Below are 24,962 nucleotides of genomic sequence, written 5' to 3'. Positions count from 1 at the left end.
CACGGGCGGCGGCCGCACGGGCGGAGGCACCTCATCACGTCGTCCGGAACGCTGGATTCTGGCCATTGGTCCAGTCCAATATGGGGACGGTGACCACCGCGCAGACGCAGGACCAGACCCCCCGGACCGAACCGGCCACCGCCCGCCCCCTGTTGTGGGACCGGCGCTTCACGCTCTACTTCACCGCCCGCTCCGTCTCGCTGGTCGGCGACGCGATGATGCCGGTCGCCACGGCACTCGCGGTCGGCGCCGTGTACGGGGTGTCGGGCGTGGGCTACGTCCTCGGCACCTGGACCGGGACGTTCGTCCTCCTGGTCCTGTTCGGCGGTGTGTTCGCCGACCGGTTCGGCGCACGCCGGATGATGGTCGGCGCGGATCTGGCGAGGGTGCTCACCCAAGGGACGCTGGCGGCGGCGTTCTTCGTCGGGACACCGCCGTTCTGGCTGCTGCTGTCCATGGCGGCCCTCGCCGGTGCGGCCGTCGCGATGTTCCTGCCGGGGGTGAACGGGATGGTCCCGCTGGTCGCCCGGGACCCGCAGCGGGCCAACGGCACGCTCAAGGTCGCCGACGCCCTCGCCCACCTGCTCGGGCCGACGCTGGCCGGGGTGCTCATCACGCTGACGGGCGCCGGGACCGTGTACACCATCGACGCCGGGACCTTCCTGCTCAGCGCGGTGTGCCTGGCCCTCGTCCCGATCGCCCCGGCCGGCGCCCCCGCGAAGTCCCCGGCCGTCACCGACTCCCCCGCCCGGACCGGCCGTTCGCTCCGGCGCGAACTCCACCAGGGGTGGCAGGAGTTCCGCGCCCGCACCTGGATGTGGGCGGTGATCCTGATCTGGGTGGGCTACGGCGTCCTGCTCTTCGGCCCCCTCGTACCGCTCAGCTCGGCGCTGATCAGCGCCCGGCACGGTGCGAACACGTATGGCCTTGCGGTGTCGTTCCTCGGCCTCGGAACGGTCGTCGGCGGTCTGCTGGCCCTGCGGCTGCGCCCCGCCCGGCCGTTGGCCGCCGGGGCGGCGGCGATGGTGCTGTACACGGCGCTGCCGCTCTGCGTGGCACTCGGCGCGGACCTGCCCGTCCTGCTGGCGGGCCATGTCCTGGGCGGCGGCGCCTGGGCGTTCTGGTCGGTGATGTGGGCGACCAGTGTGCAGACCCACACCCCGCCCGTGGCGCTGAACCGCGTCACGGCGTACGAGCAGGCGGGTTCGGTGTCCGGTATGGCGCTCGGCCAGATGCTGGCAGGCCCGGCCGCCGCCCTGGTCGCCCCGGAGCGGTTGCTGCTGGTGTCGGCGGGCGCCTGCCTGGCGGGCTGCGTGGCGCTGTTCGCGATCCCGGCGATCCGCACTCTGGGCCGCGCTCCGGCGGACGGGGACGCACCCGGGGAGGCGAGCGGGCAGTGAACGGGCGCCCCCGCTCAACCGCTGTCAGTCCTGGCCGAGGTCCCCGAGGTCACCGAGGCCCCGGGCAACGCGGACTACTACCGGACAGCACTGGTCCGCGCCGGATGCCCCGCCCGTTTCGTACGCTTGCGGCATGCGCATGCGACCCACGCTGAGGTGGACCCCCGACACCGGTCTCCCTCCCGGCACCACCGACCTGGGGCCGGTCGCCGACGCGCTGAGCACCGGTGGCGTGGTGGTGCTCAGCGGAGCCGGGCTGTCCACGGAGTCGGGCATCCCCGACTACCGGGGCGAGGGCGGAAGCCTCAGCCGGCACACGCCGATGACGTACCAGGACTTCACCGGCGGCGCCCAGGCCCGGCGCCGGTACTGGGCGCGCAGCCACCTCGGGTGGCGCACCTTCGGCCGCGCGCGGCCCAACGCCGGACACCGGGCCGTGGCCGCGTTCGGACGCCACGGCCTGCTCAGCGGTGTGATCACCCAGAACGTCGACGGTCTGCACCAGGCCGCGGGCAGCGAGGACGTGGTCGAGCTCCACGGCGGCCTCGACCGCGTCGTCTGCCTCTCCTGCGGCGACGTCAGCCCCCGCCGCGAGCTGGCCCGGCGGCTGGAGGAGGCCAACCCGGACTTCGCGCCGGTGGCCGCCGGGATCAACCCCGACGGCGACGCCGACCTGACCGACGCGCAGGTCGCGGGCTTCCACGTGGTGCCCTGCACCGTCTGCGGCGGCATCCTCAAACCGGACGTGGTGTTCTTCGGCGAGACCGTCCCCGCCCAGCGGGTCGCGCGCTGCCGCGCACTGGTCGCCGGGGCGACGTCCCTGCTGGTCCTCGGCTCCTCGCTGACCGTGATGTCCGGGCTGCGTTTCGTACGCCAGGCGGCCCAGGCCGGCACCCCCGTCGTGATCATCAACCGTGACCCCACCCGCGGCGACCAGCACGCCGTCACCCGGATCACGCTTCCCCTGGGGACGGCCCTCACCACTGTCGCCGAGGACCTGGGCATCCCGGTGGACGATCCGACGGCTGCCTGAGGGGGCTGTGCTGCCCTTGCCCCGGACGTACGCCGCGCGGTCGTCCGGGATGCCGGACCTAGGCGACGTACTGGGCCTCGCCGTTGCCCAGGGACCAGTCGGCGTCGGTATTCTCGTTCAGCACCACGAACACGTTGCGGGGTTCCGTTCCGGCGTATTCCTGGGCGAGTTCGGCGATGCGCCGGTAGAGCACCTGCTTCTGCGCCGCCGGACGGCCTTCGCGCAGGGTGATCGACACATAGACGATGCCGTCGTCCCGCCGCACGCCGAGGTAGGTGCCGTGCCGCAGGACGCCGCTACGCCCGTCGTGGGCCGTCAGGATCTGGAACAGGTCGTCGTCCGGAAAGCCCATGACCTCCCCCAACGCCTCGTGCACCGCCCGCCCCAAGGCCGTCAGCCGCCGGGCGTCCTGGCCCAGCACATCGATGCGTACGAGCGGCATACGTCCTCCTGATAAGGGGATCGACACGGTCCTTCCTGAGCGTACATACTAGTAGGTACAGAAGGGTGGACGCTCGCCCCGGCCGGAGAACGACCACTCCCTGTGCGGCAGAACGCGCCCGCCTCCCGCGAACCGCAGTCCGCCGGAGACGGGCGCGCCCAGGCCCCCCGACAGCCGACCCCCTACCGCGCCCTCCGCAGGACGAACTCGTTGCCGTCCGGGTCGAGCATCAGCGTCCGGCCCCCGTCCGGCCCGCCGGTAGCGGTTGCGGCCTCGGGGCGCGTCGCGCCGAGCGCGGTCAGGCGGTCCACCTCCGTCTGCCAGTCGGCGTCCACGGGGAGCGTCAACTCGAAGTACAGCCGGTTCGTACCGGTCTTCGGTGCCACCGGCGGGCCGCCCCAGGTGAGTTTCGTGCCGCCGTTCGGTGACTGGACGGCGGTCTCCTCGTCCTGGTCCCAGACCAGCGGCCACCGCAGCGCCCGGCTCCAGAAGTAGCCGACCTCCTGGGTCCCGTCGCAGGCCAGCGCTCCGATGACACCGGTACCGGCGAGGAATGCGTTGCCCGCCTCGATCACACAGAACTCGTTGCCGTCAGGATCGGCGAGCACCACGTGGCCCTCTTCCGGGAGCTGGCCCACATCGATGTGTCTTCCGCCGAGGTCCAGCGCTCTGGCCACCGTCTGCCGCTGGTCTTCCGGAGACGTGCTCGTCAGGTCGAAGTGGGCCCGGTTCTGCCCGATTTTCGGCTCCTGGCTCGGCAGGAAACGGATGCGGAACCCGGTGGGATCGGGGGGCACGACCGCGACGCCGTCACCCGGATCGTCGGTCGCCTCCCAGCCCAGGACCCCGGACCAGAACCGCGCGAGGTCCGAGGGTCGCGTCGCGTTGAAGCAGATCGCGGACAGGTGGCTGCTCATACCCCGTGCATCTCCGATCCCTGACGGTCGACACGGCGCCTCACCCGCGCCGCGAGCCGCAGCCTAGGGGCGGCCGCGCGGCTCCCGCATCCGGATTTCCGCCCACCCGCCCCGCCCGGTCCGGCGCCTAACCGTCGACGGGGGTGTCGGGGCCGCTGCCCAGCGGGCGGCGGCCTCCACCGCGCACGGGGACGGACTTCGGTGGCGGGAGCGGGACACCGGCGGCGGGCGCGCCCTCGACGGCAGTGCCGTCACCGCCAGTGGCCAGCTCGTCGGTACGGGAGTGCTCGTCGTCGGCCGTGCGGGGACCGGTGCCCAGGGGGCGGCGCGGGGTGCTCACGGGGTCGAGTCTTCCAGGGGCGCGGGGTTCAGTACGCCCCGAGCCCGGAGATCGTCGACATCGGGGAGGTGGGCCTGGTCCAGCGGGCCGGTGTCGAGGTCGGCCTGGGTGGCGCTCAGCCGGGGACGGGGCTCGGCGGGCTGCGCCGGGGGCTGCGGAGCCTGGGGGCCGGTACCGAGGGGACGACGGGTCGGAGTCACGGCGGGAGTATCCCACCTGCGCTTTTGCCTGCCAATTCGAACACGCGGTCTAATACGGCCATGGCGACCTTCCCCTTCCCCCGTGATCTCGTGATGGCCCAGGTGGCGTGGTACGACGCGTACCGGCGGCTGACCGACCCCGTGCCGGGCGGGACGGCGGTCGCCCGGCGCAGACTCCAGCGGCTCTCCGTCCTGATCGCCGCCCATCCGCACTGGGGCCCGGAGGGGCCGTCGCCCGCGGCCCGGATGGCCCTGCGCGAGCACGCGCGGCGCGAGGCACGCCCGTAGGCGGCGGGCCGGGCGGCGACGAGGCGTCTGCGGGACCTCGTACCCCTCGCCGATCAGGACCGCAGGGGCGGCCCGCGAGGCGCGGAAAGCGCGGGCCCCCGGTCGGCATCCCTGCCGACCGGGGGGGCGCTCCGGTCGTTCGCGGTGGTCCACCGGCCGTCGGCATGACCGCACGAGACGAAAGGAGGTCAGCGGACGCCCACGCTGAACACCGGCGAGGCGGTGCTCCCGTTGACGATGCGCAGGTCGTTCTTGCCCTTCAGCCCCAGCATGACGCCCAGCGAGTAGGTGCCCTTGGACTTCAGCGGGGTCATCGCGGGCAGGGTGACCCACCGCTTGCCCTGCTTCTGCTGGAGGACCATCCTGCTGCCGGGCTTCACACCGGTCGCGGTGCCGGTGACCCGGAACAGATGCCAGGCCTTCACCGAGGTCACCGAGGACTGGGTGGTGATGACGCGGGCCTTCGTGGTGGCCGTCTGCGCGACGGAGGCGCCGGCCGCGCCCGAGGTGGTGGCGGAGGCGACGGTTCCCGCGAGAACGATGGACGCCGCACTGACGACGCCCACGGCAGCGATGCCCAGGGAGTGCCGCTTGGTGATGGCCATGAAGATCCCTCTCAGTCGAAAAGCCCCGGATCTCACGCTTCAGCGAGTCGGGTCTGTTTGCTCGCTTCTTACCTGATGGGATGCTTTTCATCCTGAATGTCTTGTCCTGCGCGTGTCACCGTCCGACCGCAGCAGTCCCTTGGCCTCCCCGGGCCGACCCCACCCCCGCCGACCACCCCACCGCGCGATCCCCACTCGCCCATCAGGGTGTGGCCTCATGCCGCCCCCGATGCACGAGTCGAGGGGAGGGGGCGGCCGTCCGGGCCGCCCCCTCCGGACGGGATCAGTAGGCCGTGGTGACCGTGACGCCGCTGAACGCCGTCTGCGCGTACAGACTGACGTACCGGTATCCGGCCGTGGTGTTGGTGACGGTGATGCTCTCGGTGTTGCCCGCGTTCACCGAGCGGGCGGTGTACGCCGACGGTCCCGCCCAGGTGGTGGCGCTGTAGTAGAGGTCGGCGTTGCCCGTGCCTCCGGCGGTGGTGATGCGGAGCGTGACGGTGCCGGCCGGCATGTACAGATACAGGTAGTCCAGGTCGCCCGCCTTCGCGGAGCGGCCGGGGCGGGAGCAGTTGCGGCCGAGGACGCGGCTGTCGGCGTTCGCGCAGACCGGCAGGGCGCCACTGAGGGTCACGGGCTTGCTGCTGGTGGAGGTCAGGCCCTTGGCGTCGGTCACGGTCAGGGAGATCGTGTACGTGCCGGGGGCGCTGTAGGTCTTCGACGGGTTGGCCGCCGTGGACGTGGTGCCGTCACCGAAGTTCCAGGAGCGTGTGGTGATGGTGCTGCCGGTGTCGGTGGACCGGTCCGTGAGGTTCACGGTCAGGCCGGAGACGGTCGCGTCGAAGGCGGCGGTGGGGCCGCTTCCCGTGCTGCCGCACGCTCCGGCGGCGCACGCGTCGAGCCAGGTGGCGAAGTCGGCGTCGTAGCGGGTGCCGATACCGGAGTGGTACACCGCGTATCCCCCGGTGTAGTCACCGGCGCGGAACTTGGCGAGCATGTTCTGCACGTCGGCGGGGTGTTTCTCGATCATGTAGCGCACGGCCAGGTAGCCCCACGGATAGGTGCGCGACAGATCCGAGTTGAGGTAGGTGCTCTCCCACAAGGTGCTCAGCGCGTAGGTGTGCCGGGCGGCCTCGGCGATGGCCTCGGTGTCGGGCAGACCACGGTAGCTGTACGACACGTACTCCGCGAAGCCCTCGACCCACCAGATGTCCGGCACGGCCTCGCCCGCCTCGAAGTCGCCGGCCATGTCGTAGCGCCCGTCGAGGTAGTGGGTGTACTCGTGGTTGAGGTTCCAGATGTCGCCGGGGAAGCCGTCGTTCACGCTCTTCACGTACGACAGGAAGCGGGCCTGGTTGGCCGGGTCGGAGGGGTTTCCCTCCAGGTACTCTCCCCCGTTGTCGGTGCTGTTGCCGAAGATCCAGCCGGAGTAGGTCCGGTAGTCCTTGGGGCCGGCGAACGTGACGACCTCGATGTTCGTGTTGTGGTCGTCGGCGACGGGCCCGTTGTCCCTGACGATGCCGTGGAAGTACGCGTCCTGGCCCTGGAGGCTGGTGCAGGCCGCGGTGAGGGCGGCGCTGGTCAGGGACTGGGCGCGGAAGGTGTGGGCGGCGTCGCACCGGTAGGTGAGGGGCAGCGCGGCGGCGGTGAGCCGGCCGACGAAGTCGCAGGTCCCGTAGTACGCGCACTGGGCCCTGTCGTAGGTGTCCGTCATGGCGGCGACGCCCACCCACAGGGGGGCCGTCGCGCCCGTGATGGCCGAGTCGCCGAGCAGCCCCTTGGCCAGCGGCCTCACCTTGGCCTGGAGCGCCGGGGTGTCGAGGAAGCGCGCGGTCTCGGTGCCCGCGTTGGAGGCGAGGAAATACCAGGTGTCGTTCAGCTTGTCGCGATGGTTGTGCGCGAAGGCGCCGAGCGTGTCGACGAGGCTCGCGTCGGCGGTCACGGCCTTGAGGAACGCGGGGTTCCAGTGGCCGCGGAAGATCGGGGTGAACACGTTGTTCACGGCGTTGTCCATGCTCCAGTACGCGTCGTAGGAGCTGTTGTAGCCGTTGAGCACCTTCTGATACGTCTTCAGATAGCGGGCCTGGGCGTCGGCGCTGTCCGTCAGGATGACGACCTCACCCAGGACGTCGCCGTGGGCGGAGCTGACGTCCATGAAGTGCGGGGACGCGAAGAAGGTGTCCAGCGCTGCCCCGGTCGCCGAGGAGAGGGCCGTACCGTACGGCCCGACGTCCGAGGCGTGGTTGAACTGCACGTAGTACCCGGCGCGCAGGAACAGCACGAGCTGCCATACGTGGGTGGAGTTGTCGCCGGGGTAGGTCCGCGCCGAGTTCTGGAACGCGTTGGCGACGGTGACCATCTGCGCCTCGCGGAACGCGTTGCGGGCGTCGGTACCGGTGAGGGCGAACAGGGTGTTCACGCAGTCCGTGGTCGACGCCTGGACGAACGCCACCAGGGCCGATCCGCTGCGGCTGCCGAAGTCACCCGGGGTACAGGATGCCGCGGTCAGGCCTTCGGCGCCGTTCGGCTTCGACGGGGTGGTGCGGGACGGGACCGGGGTCTGCGGCGGCCGGTGCCTGGCGTCGATCGGGGTACGGCGCTCGTCGGCACGGTCGGACACGGCCGCCTTCGAGCCGACCGGCGGCGGGGCGGTGCGTGCCGTGGACGGGGGTCGCGGGGCCGGCCCTCGCTGCTCGGCCGCGGCGGCGTGACCGGCCGGGGTGAGCACGGCTATCGAGAGACACAGCGCGAGTATGAGCAGGCCGCCAAGACTTCGTCCTGATCCGGCTGTTGGGGTCTTCACGTGCCGCCTCCCAGCGGAGTGAAAGCCGCGCTGCCACGCGCGGCGGTGGGGGGGTTGCCGTGGGCCGCCGGGACCTCCTCCGGGCCACCCCGGTACGTACGGGCGTCTCGGCGCAGGCTCGGATGACCCACGGGCCGTGCTGTTCCGTTGGCTTGAACGCGACATGCGGTGGTCGCAGCCAGAAAAATTGCACATGTCACATGGCTTGGGAAGGGAGCGCGGGTAAAGCAGCCGCAATTCCCGGCAGTTGTGAACACCGGACGCACCCCTGGGACGCCGGACACCCCTTCGGGGAGGCCTGTTGACGCCAAGAAACCCGTTCTGGCCAACTGGCTTATTTCAGCCCTCGGTTACGGGGGGGCGTCGTGCTGGCTCGTATCGGCCGCGTGCGGTGGGGGCGGCCAGGTCCGGTCAGTGGGCCGGGGCGGGGGTGGTCTTCCTGCGGGCGCGGTAGGCCGCTGCCTTGATCTTGTTGCCGCAGGATTCCATCCCGCACCACTGCCGGCGCATGCCCCGCGAGCGGTCGATGTAGGTGCGGGTGCACTCCGGGTTGCCGCACTCCTTGAGCAGGGGCACGTCCGGCCCGTTGAGGAGTTCGATGGCGTGGCGGGCCACCAGGGAGAGAGCTTCTGCCGGTGTTGCCTGCGTCCATCGACCAGTGGGGGTGAGCTGGGGCACGGCCGACGGTTTGCGTGCCGCGTTGTTGAGGACCGTCAGCGCCGCACCGTCGTAGTCCTCCGCCAGCCTGCGGGCGGTGACCAGCGGGTACACGGCTTCCCGTACGGCGATCGCCTCCTCGACGTCGGCCTCCCGGCAGGGGGAGACCGCGTCGACGATGCCTGACTCCACGTACCACGCGCTCAGCCTGTCCGGGGCGGCGAACATCTCGAAGCGCAGCGAACGGCGCGCTCGGAGCGTGGCGACGAAATCAAGCGCCGGGTTCCCGCAGACGAAGACGTGGTCGAGGTTCACATCACCACTTTGGCAGGTGATGCTCAGGCCATGCAAGCTCGCGTCGGCCGCCGGGAACGCGGGCCGCTCACAGGCCGAGGTCGACGGCGAGGCAGGAGAAGGACCTCCACGAGGCCTCGGAGTTGAAGGCGTACCGGGTGGGGTCGACCGGCGTGGCCGCCTTCTCCTCCACCATGTCCTCCTGGCGGATCCGGTCGGGCAGGCTGCCGAACCGTGCTCGGCGCAGGGCCGCCGTGTTGTCCGTGGCGGGCGTGCTCTCCATGGCTGGACTCCGTTCGCTCACGTGTGCCGACGATCTGCGATGAGCATGACTGTGACACACGGCGCGTCACCCGTCAAACCGGTGACGGGCTCAGGGTCGCGCTCGCCTGCCGTCGGGCTTCGCACACGAGTCAAAGGCAGACAAGGCAAGGCACGACACGGCACGACACGGCCCGGTCGCCGCGCCTCGGGCAACCGGGCCCTGCGGGTCTACTCCGGTTGCTCCTGCGTGTTGGCCTTGATCACGGCGAACCTGCCACCCTGCGGGTCCGCGAGCACCGCCATACGGCCCGCGGCCATGTCGAAGGCGGGGGCCAGCACCGATCCGCCCCCGCGCACGGCGGCGGCCTGGACGCTGTCGACGTCGTCCACGCCGAAGTACGGCATCCAGTGCGGGGGCACCCCCGGCGGGAGAGCCGCGAGGTCCATCATTCCGCCGATCGTGCGCCCGCCGACCTTGAACTCGATGTAGCCCTCGGCGCCCGGCAGCTGCGTGGGCACGGCCTCCAGGGGCAGGACGGACCCGTAGAAGTCGGCGGCGGCACGGGTGTCACCCGTGTTCAGCTCGTTCCAGATGAGAGCGCCGTGCTCGTTGACGATGCCCGCGCCGTCGAAGGTGTCGGCCTGCCACAGGCCGACGACGGCACCGGCCGGGTCGGTGATGAGGGCCATTCTGCCGAGGTCCATGACGTCCTGCGGGCCCATCACCACCGAGCCGCCGGCGTCGGTGACGGCTTTGAGCGCGGCGTCGACGGAGTCGGTGGCCAGATACGTCGTCCACGCGGTCGGCGGCATCGGGTCGGGCACGGTGTCGTCCGGGTTCATCGCCTTCATGATCCCGGCGACGGGCTTGCCCTTGAGGAGGCATACCGAGTAGCCGCCGGTCTCCGGCGGCCCGATCTCGCCCTGCCAGCCGAAGAGGTCACAGTAGAAGTCGAGGGCGGCCTGCTGGTCGGGGACCATCAGGTCGACCCAGCAAGGGGTGCCGGGCTTGTACGGGCCGGTTTTGTCGGGCACGGATGCCTCCGGAGGGGTTTGGTGGGGTCGGACGGGGCGTTCTGTACCCGACTCCCGAACCCCCAACCGAGCCGAACGGATGAACGGTGGCGGTGGAGTGCCGTGGGCTTGCAAGACGTACCGGCCGGGTCGCCCCCTCAGTCCCTCACTCCCATTCCCACCGCATCGCCTGAAACCCCGGACCCGGGTCCTCCACGGTGAACGCGGCGCGGCCCGAGGCGCTGATCCAGACCTGTTCGGCGGGGTGCATGGGGCCGCCGGCGGTGGTTCCCGAGTAGCGGTGGCAGCGGACCGGGACGGCGTCGGGATGGAACTGCACTTCGAGGGTGTAGAGCCGGGCGGGCGCGCGGAAGCCGGTGCCGACCTCGCTCGTGCGGGCGCCGGTGGTCGAGAAGGCGTAGGTGTACTCGATCACGTCGGTCTCCCCTTTGGTGAGGACCCGGTCGAGGAGCAGTTCCGCGACGGACAGCGGTACGGAAGTATCCGAACGTACCCGCCCTTTACGGGCATTGCGGATCCCGACGATCTCGGGCAGGTCGCGCTGCGGGTCGTCGCCCCGGCTGATGAGCACCAGCCGGTCCACCCGCTCGCGTTCGGCGCGCAGCACCATCGTGACGGTCAGCCGTCGCTCGGCGCCGTTCTCGTCGATCTCGTACCGGTCGTGCACGGCGAGCCGGGTCAGGCCGTCGTCGGTGGAGCCCATCGCGTCGAGGAGGCCGGGCAGGCTCTTGTACTGCTGCCACAGGTGCTCCGTGTCCAGGGTCTGCGGCGCGCGGTTGACCCACCGTCCGCGCGGGCGCTGCGGGCCGAGCAGGGAGACCAGGGAGTCGGTGGGCAGGCCGAGCAGTTCCTCCAGGAGCCGTACGGCCTGACGGGACTGGGGGCGTTCCGGGCGGCTGCGGCCGCGCCGCCAGTAGCTGAGCGTGGTCACGCTGACGGCGACCCCACGGGCCGCGAGCCGGTGCTGGATGCGTTCCAGGCTGAGACCACTGGCGCGCACGGCACAGTCGAGCGCGGTCTCGAACGGGCCGTGGCGCAGGGCGTCGGCCAGTTCGGGCAGGGGGGCTTGAGTGGGCACAGGTGATCCGTCCTGCATGCCGTGCGGGGTTATCACATGCTAGCGACTTCCAGCCAAACGACGGGTGACGCAGGTCACGATCTGAACAGTCTTGGCCGAGGCCCCGATTGCGCCCGGCCGGGCACCGACCGTTCGGTCAGGCTTGCGCACGGCCGCCCATCAGGGCAGGAAACAGCGGGGACACACACCCGTTACTTGTCATGCTCGTTTCACAGGGATCCTTATTAAACAGTATTGGCATCTCATTGCCCCGGAGACCCAAATCCCGCCATTCTCCGGCCTCATGAAACGATCTGTGTTCGTCGGCACGCTGTCCCTCGCGGTCAGCGGCCTTCTGATAGCCGGCGCGGGTACCCCCGCCTCCGCCGCCAAGGGCCCCCGCGCCGTCTCGCCGAAGGTGAGCAAGGCGCAGGCCCTGCGGGATGCCACCGCCGAGGTCGCCGCCAGCCCCCACGTGGTCCGGGCCGGCGCCCACGACACCTTCCTGTCGCACGACGTGACCGTCGACAAGGACGGCACCCGCCACGTCCACCTGGACCGCCGCTACCAGGGCCTGCCGGTCCTGGGCGGTGACGTCATCGTGCACTCGGCCCCCAACGGCGAGCTGCGCTCGACCTCGCTCACCCTCAAGGCCCCGCTGTCGCTCTCGGTGACGCCGAAGGTCACCAAGCAGCGCGCGGTGGCCGTGGCCGTCGCGACGTTCAAGGGCACCAGGAAGGGCAGCAAGGCCGACCTCGTCGTCGACGCGACGGCGGCCACGCCGACGCTCGCCTGGCAGGTCGTCGTCGACGGCACCGCCCCCGACGGCTCGCCCAGCCACGTCCACACGCTGGTCGACGCGACGACCGGCAAGGCCGGGAAGTCCTGGAACACCTTCCACAGCACGGTCGTCCCGGGCACCACCGTCAACGCGCCGCAGACCACGGCCGTCGCTGGTGCCGCCGCCTCGGGAACCGGCCACGGCTACCAGGTCGGCGACGTCACGCTGGGCACCAGCAGCATCTCCGGTGGCTTCGAGCTCAAGGATCCGACCCGCGGTAACGGGGAGACGCGGGACGCCCAGAACAAGACCGTCACCAACGACTCACCGCCGGCCGGCTGGGGCGTCGCCTTCACCGACACGGACAACGTGTGGGGCAACGGCACCCTCAGCGACCGCGCCACGGTCGCCGTGGACGCCCACTACGGCATCCAGGCCACCTGGGACTACTACAAGAACGTCCACGGCCGCAACGGCATCAAGAACGACGGTGTCGGCGCCCGCTCCTTCGTCCACTACGGCAGCAACTACGACAACGCCGGCTGGGACGACGACAGCTTCAGCATGATCTACGGCGACGGTGCCGTCGGCCAGAAGCCCTTCACCGAGCTGGACGTGGCCGGCCACGAGATGAGCCACGGCGTCACCGCCGCCACCGCGGGCCTGAACTACTTCGGTGACGCGGGCGGCATGAACGAGTCCACCTCGGACATCTTCGGCACCCTGGTCGAGTTCAACGCCAACAGCCCGGCGGACAAGCCCGACTACCTCATCGGCGAGAAGATCAGCGCCACGCCGCTGCGGTACATGGACGACCCGAAGAAGGACGGCGTCTCCCAGAGCTGCTGGACCAGCAACACCAAGAACCTGGACCCGCACTACTCGTCCGGCGTCGGCAACCACTGGTTCTACCTGATGGCGGTCGGTTCCGGCTCCTCCAGCTACGGCAACAGCCCCACCTGCGACGGCGGCACGGTCACCGGCCTCGGCAACGACGCCACCGGCAAGATCTGGTACCGCGCGCTCACCACGTACCTGACGGCCGCCTCCACCTACGCCGACGCCCGTACCGCGACCATCAAGGCCGCGACCGACCTGTACGGCGCCAGCAGCACCCAGTGCACCACCGTGGAGAAGGCGTGGAGCGGCGTCGCCGTCGCCCCGACCGCCACCACCTGCGGCGGTGGGACCACGCAGCCGCCGAGCGGCTCCAACCTGCTGCTCAACCCCGGCTTCGAGTCGGGCGCGACGAAGTGGACCGCGTCCTCCGGTGCCATCACCAACGACACCGGCGCCACCGCGCACGGCGGCTCGTACTACGCCTGGCTGGACGGCTACGGCTCCTCCCACACCGACACCGTCTCCCAGTCGGTGACGATCCCGGCGACGGCCGCGGCCCCGAAGCTCTCCTTCTGGCTCGCGATCGACACCAAGGAGACCGGCAGCACCGCGTACGACACCCTCAAGGCGCAGGTCGTCTCCGGCACCACGACGACCACCCTGGCGACGTACTCCAACACCACCCCGAGCGGTTACGTCCAGCGCACCCTCGACCTGTCCGCCTTCAAGGGCAAGACGGTCACCATCAAGTTCACGGGCGTCGAGGACTCCTCGGCGGCCACCAGCTTCCTGATCGACGACACCTCGGTCACGACCGGCTGATCCGGAGCGCCCCACGGCGCCGGCCCTGATCAACGGCCCGGACGGGATGCCCCCAACGCCCCGTCCGGGCCGTTTCACGTCTGGAGGCCCGCGTATGCGGCTGAGCGTCCGGGCCATGGTCGCGCCACAGCCCTCCGCGATGAGATGACCAGGTCACCCGGTCCCGGTGGACACGGGTCACCACGGTCGGAGCGTCATGCGAATTCCACGCGGAGGGTCTTATGAGTCACCCGGAGATGTTTCCCAGCGCCGGTGCGTCCGGCGAGGTGACCGACGAGGTGTCCGTACGGGCATCGAGCGGCCGGCCGCAGGCGCACCCCAGCTCTCCCGAGCCCCCCGCACACCCGTCACACCCCTCGCGGGACGGCCGGGACCGGTTGACGGGGTTGCTTCTGAGCGCGGCCGCCGTGGCGATGGGACTGATGGCGGGGCTCTTCTTCGCCTTCGACGTCTCGGTGATGCCGGGCCTGGCGAGGGGCGACGACCGTACGTATGCCACGGCCATGCGGAACATCAACGCCGTCATCGACGGCAGCGGCCCCTTCGTCCTGGTCTTCCTCGGCGCGCCGGCGGTCACCGCGTGGGCGGCATTCCGTGCCGTCCGCAAGGGGCAGCCGGCGATGGGGTGGTGGCTCCTGGCGGCGACCCTGTGCTACCTGGCCGTGCTGGCGCTGACCATGGGGATCAACATCCCCCTCAACGACGAACTGGCCGACCTGGGGCGCCCGGGGCCCTCCACCGACTATTCGGTCATCAAGGATTTCAAGGGCACCTGGGAGACGGCCAACATCTTCCGCACCCTTCTGTGCCTCGGCGCCCTGATCGGCATCGTGCGCGCCCTGCTGCTGCACGGCCGCGCCACGGCCCGACCCGGCACCCACTGAGGCTTCCCGCAGGCACAGACGCGCTGCCCGTCGCGGTGCCGGCCCGAACTCCCGGGGAGCTCGGGCCGTCGACCGGTCGGGCAGGGGCGGGGGCGCCGGGGAGTCCGGCCGGGCGTCAGATCATCAGCAGGAGCCGCGTGTGCGGCACGAGCTTCCGGTTGACGCTGGTGCTCTGCACGAAGATGGTGAACTCGTCGTTGTGGTCCGGCTTCACGCGCGCCTCCGCGTCCGGCAGACCGAGCAGGGCCCGCGCCTCCGGACCCGTGTACACCCGGTCCGTCTTCTTCTCCAGCACCGCGATCTGCTTGCGCGCCTGGATCTTCTCCGACTTGCTCAGCTGGTAGAACGCGCCACCCGTACGGTAGGTGTGCCCGCACTCGATGACCCAGTCCCGTATCGCCGCCTCGCGGGCCACCGGGATGAGCTGGTACGTGGAGGGGTCCACCGGGGTGAGGCCGGCTGCCTCGATGGTGTCCTTGTTGACCGCGTCGGCGCCCGTGGAGAACACCGCCCGCGAACCCCGGATGCCCTGGGCGCGGCCCACCATGAAGTTCTCGGTGGCCTGCTGGATGACCTGCCCGGCCTCCTCGAGGCCCCGGGTGCTGGTGGCGTCCCAGATGGCGATGTTGTCCTTGGGGAAGCCGCACTGCATGGCCTCGCGCTTGCCCATCTGGTCCGGCACCAGGACGGCCAGCGTCCAGTTGTCCTGCTGCGTCCGCATCATCTCGGCGACGGCCTTCACCAGGGCGCGCGGATCCCGGCCGGCGGCCTCGGGGCTGCGATGGCTCGCGTTCTCCTGGCCGTCGGTCAGCACGAACGTCAGGAAGCTGTGGTCGCCGTACAGTTGCGCCGTCTGTGCCAGCTCCGCCTGCGACTTCAGGGCGGCGGCCAGCAGAGCCGTCATCCCCCCGACCCGGTACAACTGCTTCAGGGACGGCATGCGCAGCACGTCCTTGTCGTAGATGACACACTCGACCTTGTCCGCGAACACGTACACCGTGACGCGGGTCTCCTGCTCCAACTCCCTCGAGCGGCGGGCGAGATACGCGATCTGCTGGTCGGCGACCTCGACGACCTTGCCGCTCAGGTGCGACATGGACGAGCTGGCGTCCAGCACGAGAGCGACATGGTTGATGTAGTTCTGGTTTCCGGACATGACGAGTCCCCCCTCTTTCGCGGATTCGATACGTCGATCCTCCCACCCACCACTGACAATCGATCTTGGTCCGGGCTCGGGGACGGGCCCCCGGGGGCGGGCCCCTCAGCCCACTCGGCCCGCGTGGCGGGGGCCTCCGGCGAGGGGGACGCCGGTGCGCCGGGCCTGTTCCACGGATGCCGGGGAGTCGGCGCTGCGGGCCGCCTCCTGGGGAATCCGGGCGCGCTGAGCCGGGCGGTCCGGCGGCGCGAGGTATCCGGGCAGGCGCAGGGTGCCCCAGACATAGGGGTCGGCCTGGGCGCTGCCGAAGGGCGACCGGGCGAGGCGGGTCTGACCGGTCCGGTCCGCGGTGTCGGAGTCGTAGAGGAGGACGTTGACGGCGAGGTGTTCGGGGTCGACGGGGGCGGGCAGGCCGGCGAGCGGAATCCTGACCTCGACCTCGTAACCCCGGTAGGGGTCGGTCACCCGGGAGGCGACGGCCATGCCCGGGGCGGTGCTGCTCGCGGGTCCCTGGCGGTTGTCCGCGTCGCGCTCCGCGCAGGGGCCCCCGCCGCCCCGCGTAAAGGGCAGAATTCCGGTTTTGAAGGTGGTCGAGGTGTCGTCGGCGTTGCCTCGCGGGTCGAGGCCGATCTCGACGGCGTCGGTCCGCCAGTGGCGCTTGCAGTCGGTGGCGGCGTCCAGGGCGTAGCCCTTCGCGTCGTCCGTGACGCGGATCAGCACATAGAGGTCGTCGGCCCACCGCGAGAAGCGGACTTCCGCCGAGCAGTCCCTCTCGTCGGCGCAGCGCTCGCCCTCCCAGTGGGTGAGGCGCGAGACCGGGCCGGGGTACTCGCCCGGGCCGGACCTGCCGTCCACCACGGGAGCCCGGGCCGGCACGGGCGCGCTGGTGGAGGGGGTGGCCGGATAGGCGGGCTGGGCGTCGTTGGCGAGCCACGGCATCCGCATCCGCCGCGCCCAGGCGCGGAAGTCGGCGTACAGCGGGCGCAGGCCCGGTTGGTCACGGGTGACGGGGCTCTGCGGGGCGCGGCTGTCGGCCAGGACGGTCAGCCACTCGCAGGGCAGTTTGCGCCGGGGGGTCTCGACCGTCGCCGGCAGGGTGGCGAAGCCCTGGGTGACGTACTCGCGGGCGGCGTCCCGCTCGATCTGGGCCCACGTCCTGCCATGCCCGCGGCGCGAGGTGATCCCGGTCCACACACCGATGACGGGAAGGCCGGTGTGCGGGTCCCGCGCCCGGTGGCCGGCGCACCTCTCCCCCACCGGCCCCTGGAAGCCGCTGTTCTGGGCGAGCAGGCGGGACGGTTTCCAGGCCCGGTACTTCTCCCGGGTGATCTGCTCGGGAAAGGCCCTCGGGTCACCGGCGATCCGGAACGCCTCGACGGCGAGACGCGCCGCCTCCTGGTGGCCGCCGTGCTGGCGGAACGGACGCGGGTCCATGACCACCACCTCCCGCGGAGTGGTCGCCCGGATCAGCCGCACGAGACGCGCGAGGGTGTCCGTCGGCGGTTGCGGCGCCGAGTTCCAGACGGTGGCGGTGAGGGGAGCGGACAGCGTGTACCAGAAATCGGGCTCGTCGAGATAGAAGACGTTGCGGATGCCGGCTTTCCGTACCGCCTTGCGTTCCTCGTCCTCGCGGATCATGCCGAGCGCGGCGCCCTCCTGGGTGCCGACGGCGTTTCCGCCGCCCTCGCCCCGCGTGAGGGTGACCACGCCCGTGCTCAGCCCGCGTCGCTCCCGCCATTGTCCGAAAGTGGCCAGCAGCGGGGACTCGTCGTCCGGATGGGCTCCCACGAACAGGACGTCGGTGTGCGCCGGGTCCGTCCTGCCGGAGGCGGTGGCCGTCGGCGGCGGAACCGCTCGCGCCGTGTCCGCGCCCAGCGGCAGCACACTTCCCACCACACCGAGGGCCGTGCACCCCGCCCACAACACCTGTCGGAGCCTCGAACGCAGCACGGCCGCCCCTCTCTTCCCGCTCAGTGTGCGGCGGGCGGTCACGCCTGTCACCGGCGACCGCACGTCTCCGGCCAGCCTGCCGGACGGCGGCCGGCTCGTCCCGTAAGGCGCGCGGCGCTTCCCGGTGGCCTGTGGGCCCGGTCGGGCGCCTATGCTGAAGCGCCCCCCTCCCGGCCCCGCGGCCCGCTCAAGGAAAGAACAGTTGACCCCCTACTCCCTCGCGTTCTACGTGGACGTGATCACGTCCGGAACCGTGCTCGGCGCCAAGCCGACGGACAGTCCCGACCAGGTCACCGCGATCCTCGGCCCCGATTTCGCCGAGAACTCCTTCGACGACCAGAGCATGTGGCGGGACTACGGAATGGTCGAGTTCTTCTGGGGCCGGGAATCGCGCCACCACCCGTGGGAGGGCCACCACTTCACCTTGCAGGTGCACCGCCTCTCCCTTCTGGGCGGTGGCATCGTCAACGGGAGGATTCGCGAGCGGTACGGCCGCTTCGACCGCCACCTGCGCTTCGGGAAACTGGAACGGCTCCTGGCCAACCGAGGCGTCCCCCTGGAGGACGTCCCGGACTCCAACGCCCCGGCGTACACGCTGCATTGGCAGCCCGCCTCCCAGGTGTCCGTCCTCGCGTCCGCCACGCGCTGGGAGGGAAAGGGGCGGCATGGCGGTGAACGGCCGGGAGACGTGACGGCCGTCGCTTCCTCCATGACTGCCGAACAGGTGGCCTGGTACAGGGCGCATTACGGCCCCCGGAGCACCACCAGCCCGCCGTCCGGGGTGCGCCGCGCGAGCACGCCGGTGCGGAAATAGCCATCAGGGGTGAAGGAGCGGGCGTGGTGGTCGGGTGCCCGGTAGTAGCCCCGCAGGGTGGAGGGGCCGCGCACGAGGAGTTAGCCCGGCTCTCCGTCGCCGGTGTCTGTACGTACGGGGAAACCGTCGCGGGGGTTCGGGGTGGGGGCGTGGGGGTGCCGGGCCGGGGTGTGGTGTGCTGGGTGAGGTACGGAAGGCCAGTTTCCGTGGTCGCCCGCCGATCGGCTACTCACCCGGATGACAAATCACGCTCCTGCGCGGCCGACGGGTCAGCACCTTCCGCCAACCGGCGCGGCCGCCGCCACCGCAGTGCCATCAGTCCCGCGCCGGCCACGGCGAGGACAGCGCCCGTACCACCGGCGGCCAGGGGCAGGACGGTGCCCAGGAGGAGGAGCTTGCGGCCGTCCTTGCGCGCCAGCTCCACCTGCTGCCGCTGGGTGGCCGGGGTGAATTCCAGCCCGTCGCCCCGCAGGAGCGTCACCGCGTCCGTGTGCTGCCCTGGCCCGCGCAGCGTCACCCTGGGCGAGGTCACGGCGTCCAGTACGCGGCCGGTGCGACGGTCGACGACCAGGTCGATGCCCGGGTTGGCGTACCACTGCTCGGCCTGGACCGGCCGTGACCCCGGGAGGCCGACCAGCGGGGCGGGCACCGGGCGTGTTCCGACCCGGGTGGGTGCCACGGTCCCGGTGTAGCGGTAGCCCTGGTGGCCGAGGACCTCGCGGGTGCCGGCGTAGCGCAGGGGTACGGCGGCGGCCAGGGTGGCGTCCCACCAGCGGTAGGTGCCTTTGCGCAGGTCGAAGGGGAATTTCAGGTAGGCGTCGCCCTCGTGGGGCGGCCGCGACTCGGCGCAGCAGTGCACGGGGGCGTTGGTGCGGCGGTCGGTGACCCAGCGCTCGGTGCTCCACTGGAGCGACTTGCGCGGGTCCGCCAGGGGCAGGGTGCGCGGGGTGTCGACCGTCGTCGAGACGTCCCAGACCGCGCGGCCGCTGCGTTCGCTCTCGGCCACGTCGCCGAGGACGTGCCGGGTGATGGTGATCGTCTCGTCGTGCCGGACGGCGAGCGAACCGGCGTCGAAGTAGCTTCCCCTGCCGGTGGAGACGGTGGTGGTGTGCACGTCGATGGGGGTGCGTTTGGCGTGGGGTGTGACGTACCAGGCGAGCAGGGGCGCCAGGGTCAGCAGGAAGACGCCTGCCGCGAGGAGGGCGAGTGCCGGACGGGAGGGTTGTCGGCGCATGGGGGTGCCTCCGGGGAGGGTGAGGGGATCGCCGGCGTGCGGGGCGCGTTCACCATGGGGTGCCGTGGACGGCACCGTATGGGCGGGGAACCGTAGAGCTGTTCTTGACGTAGTGTCAATGTCGGCTTCATGCTTGGCAGTTGCCGAACCGGGATGGTGCGCCGCCAGTTGGAAGGGTCCCCGCGCCATGCCCAGAATCCTCACCGCCGCCCTGATCGTCGCCCTCGCCGCCGCGCTCGCTGTCGCGGTGGCCTTCGGCGTCGTCGCCCTGCTCGAGGTCACACCGAAGCAGCCTCACGACCCGTTGGCCACCTTCCCCACGGGACCCCTCACTCCTACGGCGACTCCCTAGGGGTGACCGTGCCGGAGTCCGCCTGGCGGAAAGTGCCCAGGTCACAGGTGCGCGAGTTCGCGGCGGCGGCGCGCGGGGAGGTGCCCGGTCTCGCCGAGGCGATCCTGCGCCAGATCCGCCGCGAGTACCCCGCGCTGCCGCTGAACCTCGACGAGTCGGGCGAGCCCCTGGCGCTCGTCGGTGTCCGGGCGGCTCTGGAGCAGTTCATCGCCGGGATGGCAGACGGCCCCGACCGTCCGTTCGAACTTCCCTACGTCTTTCAGGAGTTCGGCCGTGGACAGGTCCTCAGCGGCCGCAGCCTCGACTCGCTCCAGGCCATGTACCGGCTGGGTGTGCGGCTCGCCTGGCGGCGCCTGGCCGAGATCGGCGACGAATTGGGCATTCCCGCCCCCGCCATGTACGAGCTCGCCGGGTCCGGCTTCGAGTACCTCGACGGCCTGGTCGCGGAGACCACGCGCGGGTACGCCGAAGCGGCGGCACGCCAGGCCAGCGAGCGCCTGCGGCTGCAGCGCCGGTTGCTGGACCTGCTGCTCACCGAGCGCGTGGCCACCGACCGGCCCGGGCTGCTGGCCGAACGCGCGGCCCGGATCGGCTGGCCCCTGCCCCGCCGGGTGGCCGTCGCCGTACTCCTGCGTCCGGCGCGCGAGGCCGTGGCCCCGGCCGTCGGCCATGACGTCCTGGTCGACATGGAGCACGAGCAGCCCCGCTTGGTCGTCCCCGATCCGGACGCGGCCGGGCGTCCCGAACTGCTGCGCCGTGCCACCGCCGGCTGGTCCGGCGCGCTCGGTCCCGCCGTGCCGCCGGCCCACGCGGCGAGGTCGCTGCGCTGGGCGACCGTGGCCGTCCAGCTCATCGAGTCGGGCCTGCTGCCGGGCGGGCAGGTGGTGCGGTGCACGGACCACGCCGAAGCGCTGCTCCTGCTCCCGGCGGCGGAACTCCTGGGCGACCTCGACCGGCGCCGTCTGGCCCCCCTGGCCCACTGCGGTACGGCCCACGCCCGCCACCTCGCCCAGACGCTGCTGAGCTGGCTCGAAACCCGGGGCGACGCCACCGAGACCGCGGCGAGGCTCGGCGTGCACCCGCAGACGGTACGGTACCGGCTGCGCCAGATCAGGGAGCTGTGGGGCGACGTGGTCAGCGACCCCGATCTGCGCTTCGAGCTGGAACTGGTCCTCAGGGCCCGACGCCTGCGCGGCGAACTCGCCCCGCCCGACACCTGAACACCGCACGCCCCCCTTCGCGAAGGCCGGGCGCGGCACGTCCGTGCCGGTCAAGAAGGTGCCGAACCGTGAGTCGCGCCCGCCCCGGGGTATCCGCCCCGCATGGCGAGCTGGCAGCTTCACGGGCGACAGGACCACGGCAGCGACGACGCGGCACCGCGGGAGGCCGGCCCGGGCCCGCGGGTGGAGGAGGCCGCGCCGGACACCCCGACGAAGCTGCCGAAGCGCGCGTGGGGCGCCGTACTCAAAGGCAGTCTACGGGAGTTCAAGGACGACGAGCTCAGCGACCGCGCGGCGGCGCTCACCTACTACAGCGTCCTGTCCCTGTTTCCCGCGATGCTGGTCCTGGTCTCGCTGCTCGGCATCACCGGCGGGTCGACCACCGACAAGGTCCTGCACAACCTCCAGCGGTTCGCTCCCGGCTCTGCCCGGGACCTCCTCACCGACGCGGTGCGGAAGCTCCAGGACAGCGCGGGCCTGGGCTCGGTGATGGCTGTCGTCGGCCTCGTCCTCGCGGTGTGGTCGGCGTCGGGCTATGTCGCCGCGTTCATCCGCGCCGCGAACGCGGTCTACGAGATGCCCGAGGGCCGGCCCGTATGGAAGATCCTTCCCGTCCGGATCGGGCTGACCGTCGTCCTGATGCTCCTCGCACTCGTCAGCGCGCTGATCGTCGTGTTCACCGGCGGCGTGGCCCGCCATGTGGGCACCGCACTCGGCGTCGGGAATGCCGGACTGACGGTGTGGTCGGTCGCCAAATGGCCCGTCCTGGCCGCCCTGGTCACCCTCATGATCGCGCTCCTGTACTGGGCAGCCCCGAACACCAAGTCCCAGGGCCTCAAGTGGGTCACCCCGGGCAGTTTCCTGGCCCTGCTGATCTGGATGATCGCCTCCGGGGCCTTCGCGTTCTACGTCGCCAACCTCGCTTCGTACAACAAGACCTACGGCGCCATGGCGGGCGTGATCGTCTTCCTGGTGTGGCTGTGGATCACCAACCTGGCGATCCTGCTGGGACTTGAGGTCGACGCGGAGATCGTGCGCCAGCGGGCGATCGCCGGGGGCATGCCACCGGACGAGGAGCCGTACGCGCGGCCGCGCGACACCAGGACGTGGGACGCGGAGGACCGGCGCCACCTGCGCAACGCCTGACACCGCAACCCCACCTGAGCACCCCACCGGTCCGCCCGACGCCGCCGGGCGGACCGTGCGCCATGCCGGGAGCGGGGGCGCACAATCGCCGGGCGCAGTACGGCAAAGGCGCGCGACGGCACCATGAGCGCCCCTTTACGAGAAAGCGCCGCGGTGGTGCGCCCCATTCCATCGTTGGACACGAGTTCACCAAGCGTGCTGATGGAATCGTTCCGCTCCCCGCGCGAAAGAGAATGCGCTCCTGTTGCACATCGGCCATGGTCCGGACCGGAAATGCACTTGCATTCTCTTCGCAGCCCGACGGTCGGATAATCATATAACGTTCGGCGTCCTTGCCTTCCCCGGCTGACCTGCGGATACCTTGGGACCTGGCCGCCTCCCGGCATTCCGGGGGGTGGTGACGTTCAGTCAGCGAAAATGAGAAGGAGTCGTCATGAAGAAGGCGTACGAAGCTCCGACGCTCGTCCGACTGGGTTCTTTCCGGAAGGAGACGGGACTCCTGCAGTTCCGCGGGAACGACCGCCTCGTCCTCAGCAAGAACTGACGGTCGACGGTACGTCCATTCGACGTCATGACTGACACGCACGCGAGTGCGAGTCCGGGCCGCGGCGACGCGCACTTCGTGGTCCTTCCGGACCGCGAGGACGCGGCCGCCGCGGCCCGCCTCTTCACCCGCCCCGGAACCCGTACCCTGCCCCACGCCTCGGGACGTCCCTGGCTGATCGGCCGATGGCACGACGACGAGATCGTGACCGCCCAGGCGGGATCGACCGCCCTCGCCGCCGTCGGCTGCTGCCCGCTCGACGCCCCCCGACTTCGCCGCCACGCCGCCCAGTTGCGCGACCTCACCCGGCTCGACGCGCTGGCCCGCTCCACCCCGGGAAGCTTCCACCTGGTGGCCGCGCTCGACGGCCGCCTCCGCGTCCAGGGCACCGCCTCAGGGCTGCGGCTCGTCTTCCACGCGGAGATCGACGGCGTACGCGTCGCCGCCACCCGGGCCGACATCCTCGCCACCGCCCTCGGCCGGGACCCGGATGTGGAACAGGTGGCGGTCAGGCTGCTGTGGCCGGTCCCCCATCCCCTGCAGGAGGCACCGCTGTGGAAGGGCGTCACCGCGGTACCCCCGCAGGACGCCCTCGTCGTCGCGGCGGACGGCCGGTCGACCCGCCACTCGCGCTGGTGGACACCGCCCGAGCCGGTGCGCGCGCTCACCGCCGGCGCGGCCCTGGCCCGCGACGCGCTCGCCGAGGCCGTCCAGGCCCGTACCCGAGCGGGCGGCACGGTCAGCTGCGACCTGTCGGGAGGGCTGGACTCCACGTCCATCTGCTTCCTCGCCGACCGCTCGCCCGCCCACGTCGTGGCCAGCACCTGGCCCGGACGCGATCCCGCCGACACCGATCTGCACTGGGCCCGGCAGGCCGCCCAGTTCCTGCCCGAGGTCGAGCACGTCGTCTGGGACGCCGAGGCCTCGCCCCTCGTCTACACCGATCTGCTCACCATCGACGACCTGCTCGACGAGCCGACCATCGGCGTCATGGACCGCTCCCGCGTGCTCCACCACCTGCCCGCCATGGCCGAGCGGGGCAGCCGTCTGCATCTGACCGGCATCGGCGGCGACCATGTGGCCTGGTGCTCCGAGGCGTACTACCACCGCCTCCTGCGCACCCGCCCGCTCTTCGCCGTCCGCCAGCTCCGGGGCTTCCGCGCCCTGTGGCAGTGGCCGCTCGGCGGGATGGCACGCACCCTGAGCGACTCACGTCCGTACGGGAAGTGGCTGGGGGACTCCGTCGGGCATCTGCGCGACCCCCTTCCCACCACCGTCACCGGCGCGCTCGGCTGGGGCGGGGAGCCCCGCCTGTTCGACTGGGTGACACCCGAGGGCGAGCGCCTGGCCGCGCGGGCGCTGCGCGACGCTGCCCAGGACGCGCGGCCCCTGCACCGCGACCGCGGGCTGCACGCCGATCTGGAGCAGATCCGCTCCTGCACCCGCATCATCCGCCAGTGGGACGCGATGGCCGCCAGGGCCGGTGTCCCGATGGCGTCGCCGTTCCTGGACGACCGCGTCATCGAGGCGTTCCTGTCGGTCCGGCCCAGTGAACGGGTGTCGCCCTGGCAGTACAAACCCCTGCTCGCCGCCGCCATGCGGGACGTCGTCCCCGAGGTGTGCCTGCGGCGCAGCAACAAGGCCGCGGCCTCCATGGACGCCTCCAACGGGCTGCGCGAGCACCGCGCCGACCTGCTCGCCCTGTGGGAGGACTCCCGGCTGGAACGCCTCGGTCTGGTGAACGGCGACGCGCTGCGCGACCTCGCCCAGCGGCCCGCCACCCCCGGACTGCGGCAGGCCATCCTCTACTCCACCATCGCCGCCGAGGTGTGGCTGCGCGGGCTGCCGCACGCCGCGAAGGCCGGGGCCACCACCTCCCTCTGA

The 24,962-nt window shown here is 71.4% G+C and carries 24 protein-coding genes and 1 pseudogene; 11 read left to right on the top strand and 14 right to left on the bottom strand.

Annotation, left to right across the window (positions count from 1 at the left end; translation table 11 throughout):
* Positions 1–80: 80 nt before the first annotated feature.
* Both AC069K_RS09595 and AC069K_RS09590 read left to right on the top strand, forming a co-directional pair.
* Positions 81–1,400, top strand: a complete 1,320-nt coding sequence (locus AC069K_RS09595) for an MFS transporter (RefSeq protein ID WP_478613983.1) — start codon at positions 81–83, stop codon at positions 1,398–1,400.
* Positions 1,401–1,533: 133 nt separating this feature from the next.
* Positions 1,534–2,433: an NAD-dependent protein deacetylase gene (locus AC069K_RS09590; RefSeq protein ID WP_478613980.1), complete on the top strand. Its 900-nt coding sequence runs from the start codon at positions 1,534–1,536 to the stop codon at positions 2,431–2,433.
* A 58-nt stretch (positions 2,434–2,491) separates the two neighbouring features.
* Here AC069K_RS09590 and AC069K_RS09585 read toward each other — a convergent pair whose 3' ends face one another.
* From AC069K_RS09585 to AC069K_RS09570, 4 genes are all read right to left on the bottom strand, one after another.
* Positions 2,492–2,875 (bottom strand): tautomerase family protein, encoded by a 384-nt coding sequence (locus tag AC069K_RS09585; RefSeq protein WP_365102173.1) that lies wholly within the window; start codon positions 2,873–2,875, stop codon positions 2,492–2,494.
* Between the two features lie 182 nt (positions 2,876–3,057).
* A complete protein-coding gene (locus AC069K_RS09580; protein ID WP_478613976.1) occupies positions 3,058–3,792 on the bottom strand; it encodes a VOC family protein in 735 nt (244 codons plus the stop codon).
* A gap of 127 nt (positions 3,793–3,919) precedes the next feature.
* Entirely contained in the window at positions 3,920–4,132 is a 213-nt protein-coding gene (locus AC069K_RS09575) for a hypothetical protein (RefSeq protein WP_478613973.1), read from the bottom strand.
* Positions 4,129–4,332, bottom strand: a complete 204-nt coding sequence (locus tag AC069K_RS09570; RefSeq protein ID WP_358830836.1) for a hypothetical protein — start codon at positions 4,330–4,332, stop codon at positions 4,129–4,131. Before AC069K_RS09570 ends, AC069K_RS09575 begins: the two co-directional genes overlap by 4 nt.
* Positions 4,333–4,392: 60 nt before the next feature.
* Between AC069K_RS09570 and AC069K_RS09565 the strand changes: the two genes are divergently transcribed.
* The gene (locus AC069K_RS09565) at positions 4,393–4,620 is read left to right on the top strand and encodes a hypothetical protein (RefSeq protein ID WP_478613968.1); all 228 of its coding nucleotides are present in this window, start codon (positions 4,393–4,395) and stop codon (positions 4,618–4,620) included.
* Between the two features lie 188 nt (positions 4,621–4,808).
* Here the strand turns inward: AC069K_RS09565 and AC069K_RS09560 are convergent, their stop codons facing one another.
* The 6 genes from AC069K_RS09560 to AC069K_RS09535 form a co-directional block, all read right to left on the bottom strand.
* A complete protein-coding gene (locus AC069K_RS09560) occupies positions 4,809–5,225 on the bottom strand; it encodes a hypothetical protein (protein ID WP_478613965.1) in 417 nt (138 codons plus the stop codon).
* Positions 5,226–5,508: 283 nt separating this feature from the next.
* A complete protein-coding gene (locus AC069K_RS09555) occupies positions 5,509–7,845 on the bottom strand; it encodes a collagenase (RefSeq protein WP_478613962.1) in 2,337 nt (778 codons plus the stop codon).
* A gap of 594 nt (positions 7,846–8,439) precedes the next feature.
* Positions 8,440–9,000 carry a CGNR zinc finger domain-containing protein gene (locus AC069K_RS09550; RefSeq protein WP_478613959.1) on the bottom strand — a complete coding sequence of 187 codons (561 nt, stop codon included), beginning with the start codon at positions 8,998–9,000 and terminating at the stop codon, positions 8,440–8,442.
* 67 nt (positions 9,001–9,067) lie between these two features.
* Positions 9,068–9,262 (bottom strand): hypothetical protein, encoded by a 195-nt coding sequence (locus AC069K_RS09545; protein WP_365102188.1) that lies wholly within the window; start codon positions 9,260–9,262, stop codon positions 9,068–9,070.
* 209 nt (positions 9,263–9,471) lie between these two features.
* The gene (locus AC069K_RS09540; RefSeq protein WP_478613954.1) at positions 9,472–10,278 is read right to left on the bottom strand and encodes a VOC family protein; all 807 of its coding nucleotides are present in this window, start codon (positions 10,276–10,278) and stop codon (positions 9,472–9,474) included.
* Between the two features lie 145 nt (positions 10,279–10,423).
* Entirely contained in the window at positions 10,424–11,356 is a 933-nt protein-coding gene (locus tag AC069K_RS09535) for a hypothetical protein (RefSeq protein WP_365102194.1), read from the bottom strand.
* A 283-nt stretch (positions 11,357–11,639) separates the two neighbouring features.
* Between AC069K_RS09535 and AC069K_RS09530 the strand changes: the two genes are divergently transcribed.
* The gene (locus tag AC069K_RS09530; protein ID WP_478613950.1) at positions 11,640–13,778 is read left to right on the top strand and encodes a M4 family metallopeptidase; all 2,139 of its coding nucleotides are present in this window, start codon (positions 11,640–11,642) and stop codon (positions 13,776–13,778) included.
* Positions 13,779–13,999: 221 nt separating this feature from the next.
* Positions 14,000–14,662, top strand: coding sequence for an anthrone oxygenase family protein (locus AC069K_RS09525; RefSeq protein ID WP_478613947.1), 663 nt, complete (start codon positions 14,000–14,002; stop codon positions 14,660–14,662).
* Positions 14,663–14,777: 115 nt separating this feature from the next.
* Here the strand turns inward: AC069K_RS09525 and AC069K_RS09520 are convergent, their stop codons facing one another.
* Together AC069K_RS09520 and AC069K_RS09515 are read right to left on the bottom strand one after the other, a co-directional pair.
* The gene (locus AC069K_RS09520; protein WP_365102204.1) at positions 14,778–15,818 is read right to left on the bottom strand and encodes a vWA domain-containing protein; all 1,041 of its coding nucleotides are present in this window, start codon (positions 15,816–15,818) and stop codon (positions 14,778–14,780) included.
* 105 nt (positions 15,819–15,923) lie between these two features.
* On the bottom strand, positions 15,924–17,768 hold the full coding sequence (locus AC069K_RS09515; RefSeq protein ID WP_478613942.1) for a PIG-L family deacetylase: 1,845 nt from the start codon (positions 17,766–17,768) through the stop codon (positions 15,924–15,926).
* A 202-nt stretch (positions 17,769–17,970) separates the two neighbouring features.
* Here AC069K_RS09515 and AC069K_RS09510 point away from each other — a divergent pair, with 202 nt between their 5' ends.
* Entirely contained in the window at positions 17,971–18,582 is a 612-nt protein-coding gene (locus tag AC069K_RS09510; protein WP_365102210.1) for a hypothetical protein, read from the top strand.
* Here AC069K_RS09510 and AC069K_RS09505 read toward each other — a convergent pair.
* Both AC069K_RS09505 and pgfA read right to left on the bottom strand, forming a co-directional pair.
* Positions 18,513–18,662: pseudogene (locus AC069K_RS09505) on the bottom strand (AMP-binding protein); the annotation flags it as partial. The gene AC069K_RS09510 and the pseudogene AC069K_RS09505 sit on opposite strands and share 70 nt — an antisense overlap.
* A 149-nt stretch (positions 18,663–18,811) precedes the next feature.
* Positions 18,812–19,816, bottom strand: a complete 1,005-nt coding sequence (gene pgfA / locus AC069K_RS09500; RefSeq protein ID WP_365102212.1) for a cell envelope lipid trafficking protein PgfA — start codon at positions 19,814–19,816, stop codon at positions 18,812–18,814.
* Positions 19,817–20,003: 187 nt separating this feature from the next.
* Here pgfA and AC069K_RS09495 point away from each other — a divergent pair, with 187 nt between their 5' ends.
* From AC069K_RS09495 to AC069K_RS09475, 5 genes are all read left to right on the top strand, one after another.
* Positions 20,004–20,168 (top strand): hypothetical protein, encoded by a 165-nt coding sequence (locus tag AC069K_RS09495; RefSeq protein ID WP_365102215.1) that lies wholly within the window; start codon positions 20,004–20,006, stop codon positions 20,166–20,168.
* A 47-nt stretch (positions 20,169–20,215) separates the two neighbouring features.
* Entirely contained in the window at positions 20,216–21,388 is a 1,173-nt protein-coding gene (locus AC069K_RS09490; RefSeq protein WP_478613937.1) for a PucR family transcriptional regulator, read from the top strand.
* A 102-nt stretch (positions 21,389–21,490) separates the two neighbouring features.
* Positions 21,491–22,534: a YihY/virulence factor BrkB family protein gene (locus AC069K_RS09485; protein ID WP_478613934.1), complete on the top strand. Its 1,044-nt coding sequence runs from the start codon at positions 21,491–21,493 to the stop codon at positions 22,532–22,534.
* A 433-nt stretch (positions 22,535–22,967) separates the two neighbouring features.
* Positions 22,968–23,078: a keywimysin-related RiPP gene (locus tag AC069K_RS09480; protein WP_478613931.1), complete on the top strand. Its 111-nt coding sequence runs from the start codon at positions 22,968–22,970 to the stop codon at positions 23,076–23,078.
* Between the two features lie 27 nt (positions 23,079–23,105).
* Positions 23,106–24,962 carry a lasso peptide isopeptide bond-forming cyclase gene (locus tag AC069K_RS09475; protein ID WP_478613928.1) on the top strand — a complete coding sequence of 619 codons (1,857 nt, stop codon included), beginning with the start codon at positions 23,106–23,108 and terminating at the stop codon, positions 24,960–24,962.

Source organism: Streptomyces sp. NPDC043908 (assembly GCF_056435525.1).
The sequence above is the reverse complement of the archived record's forward strand: the minus strand, read 5'-3'. Positions and strand labels throughout refer to the sequence as shown.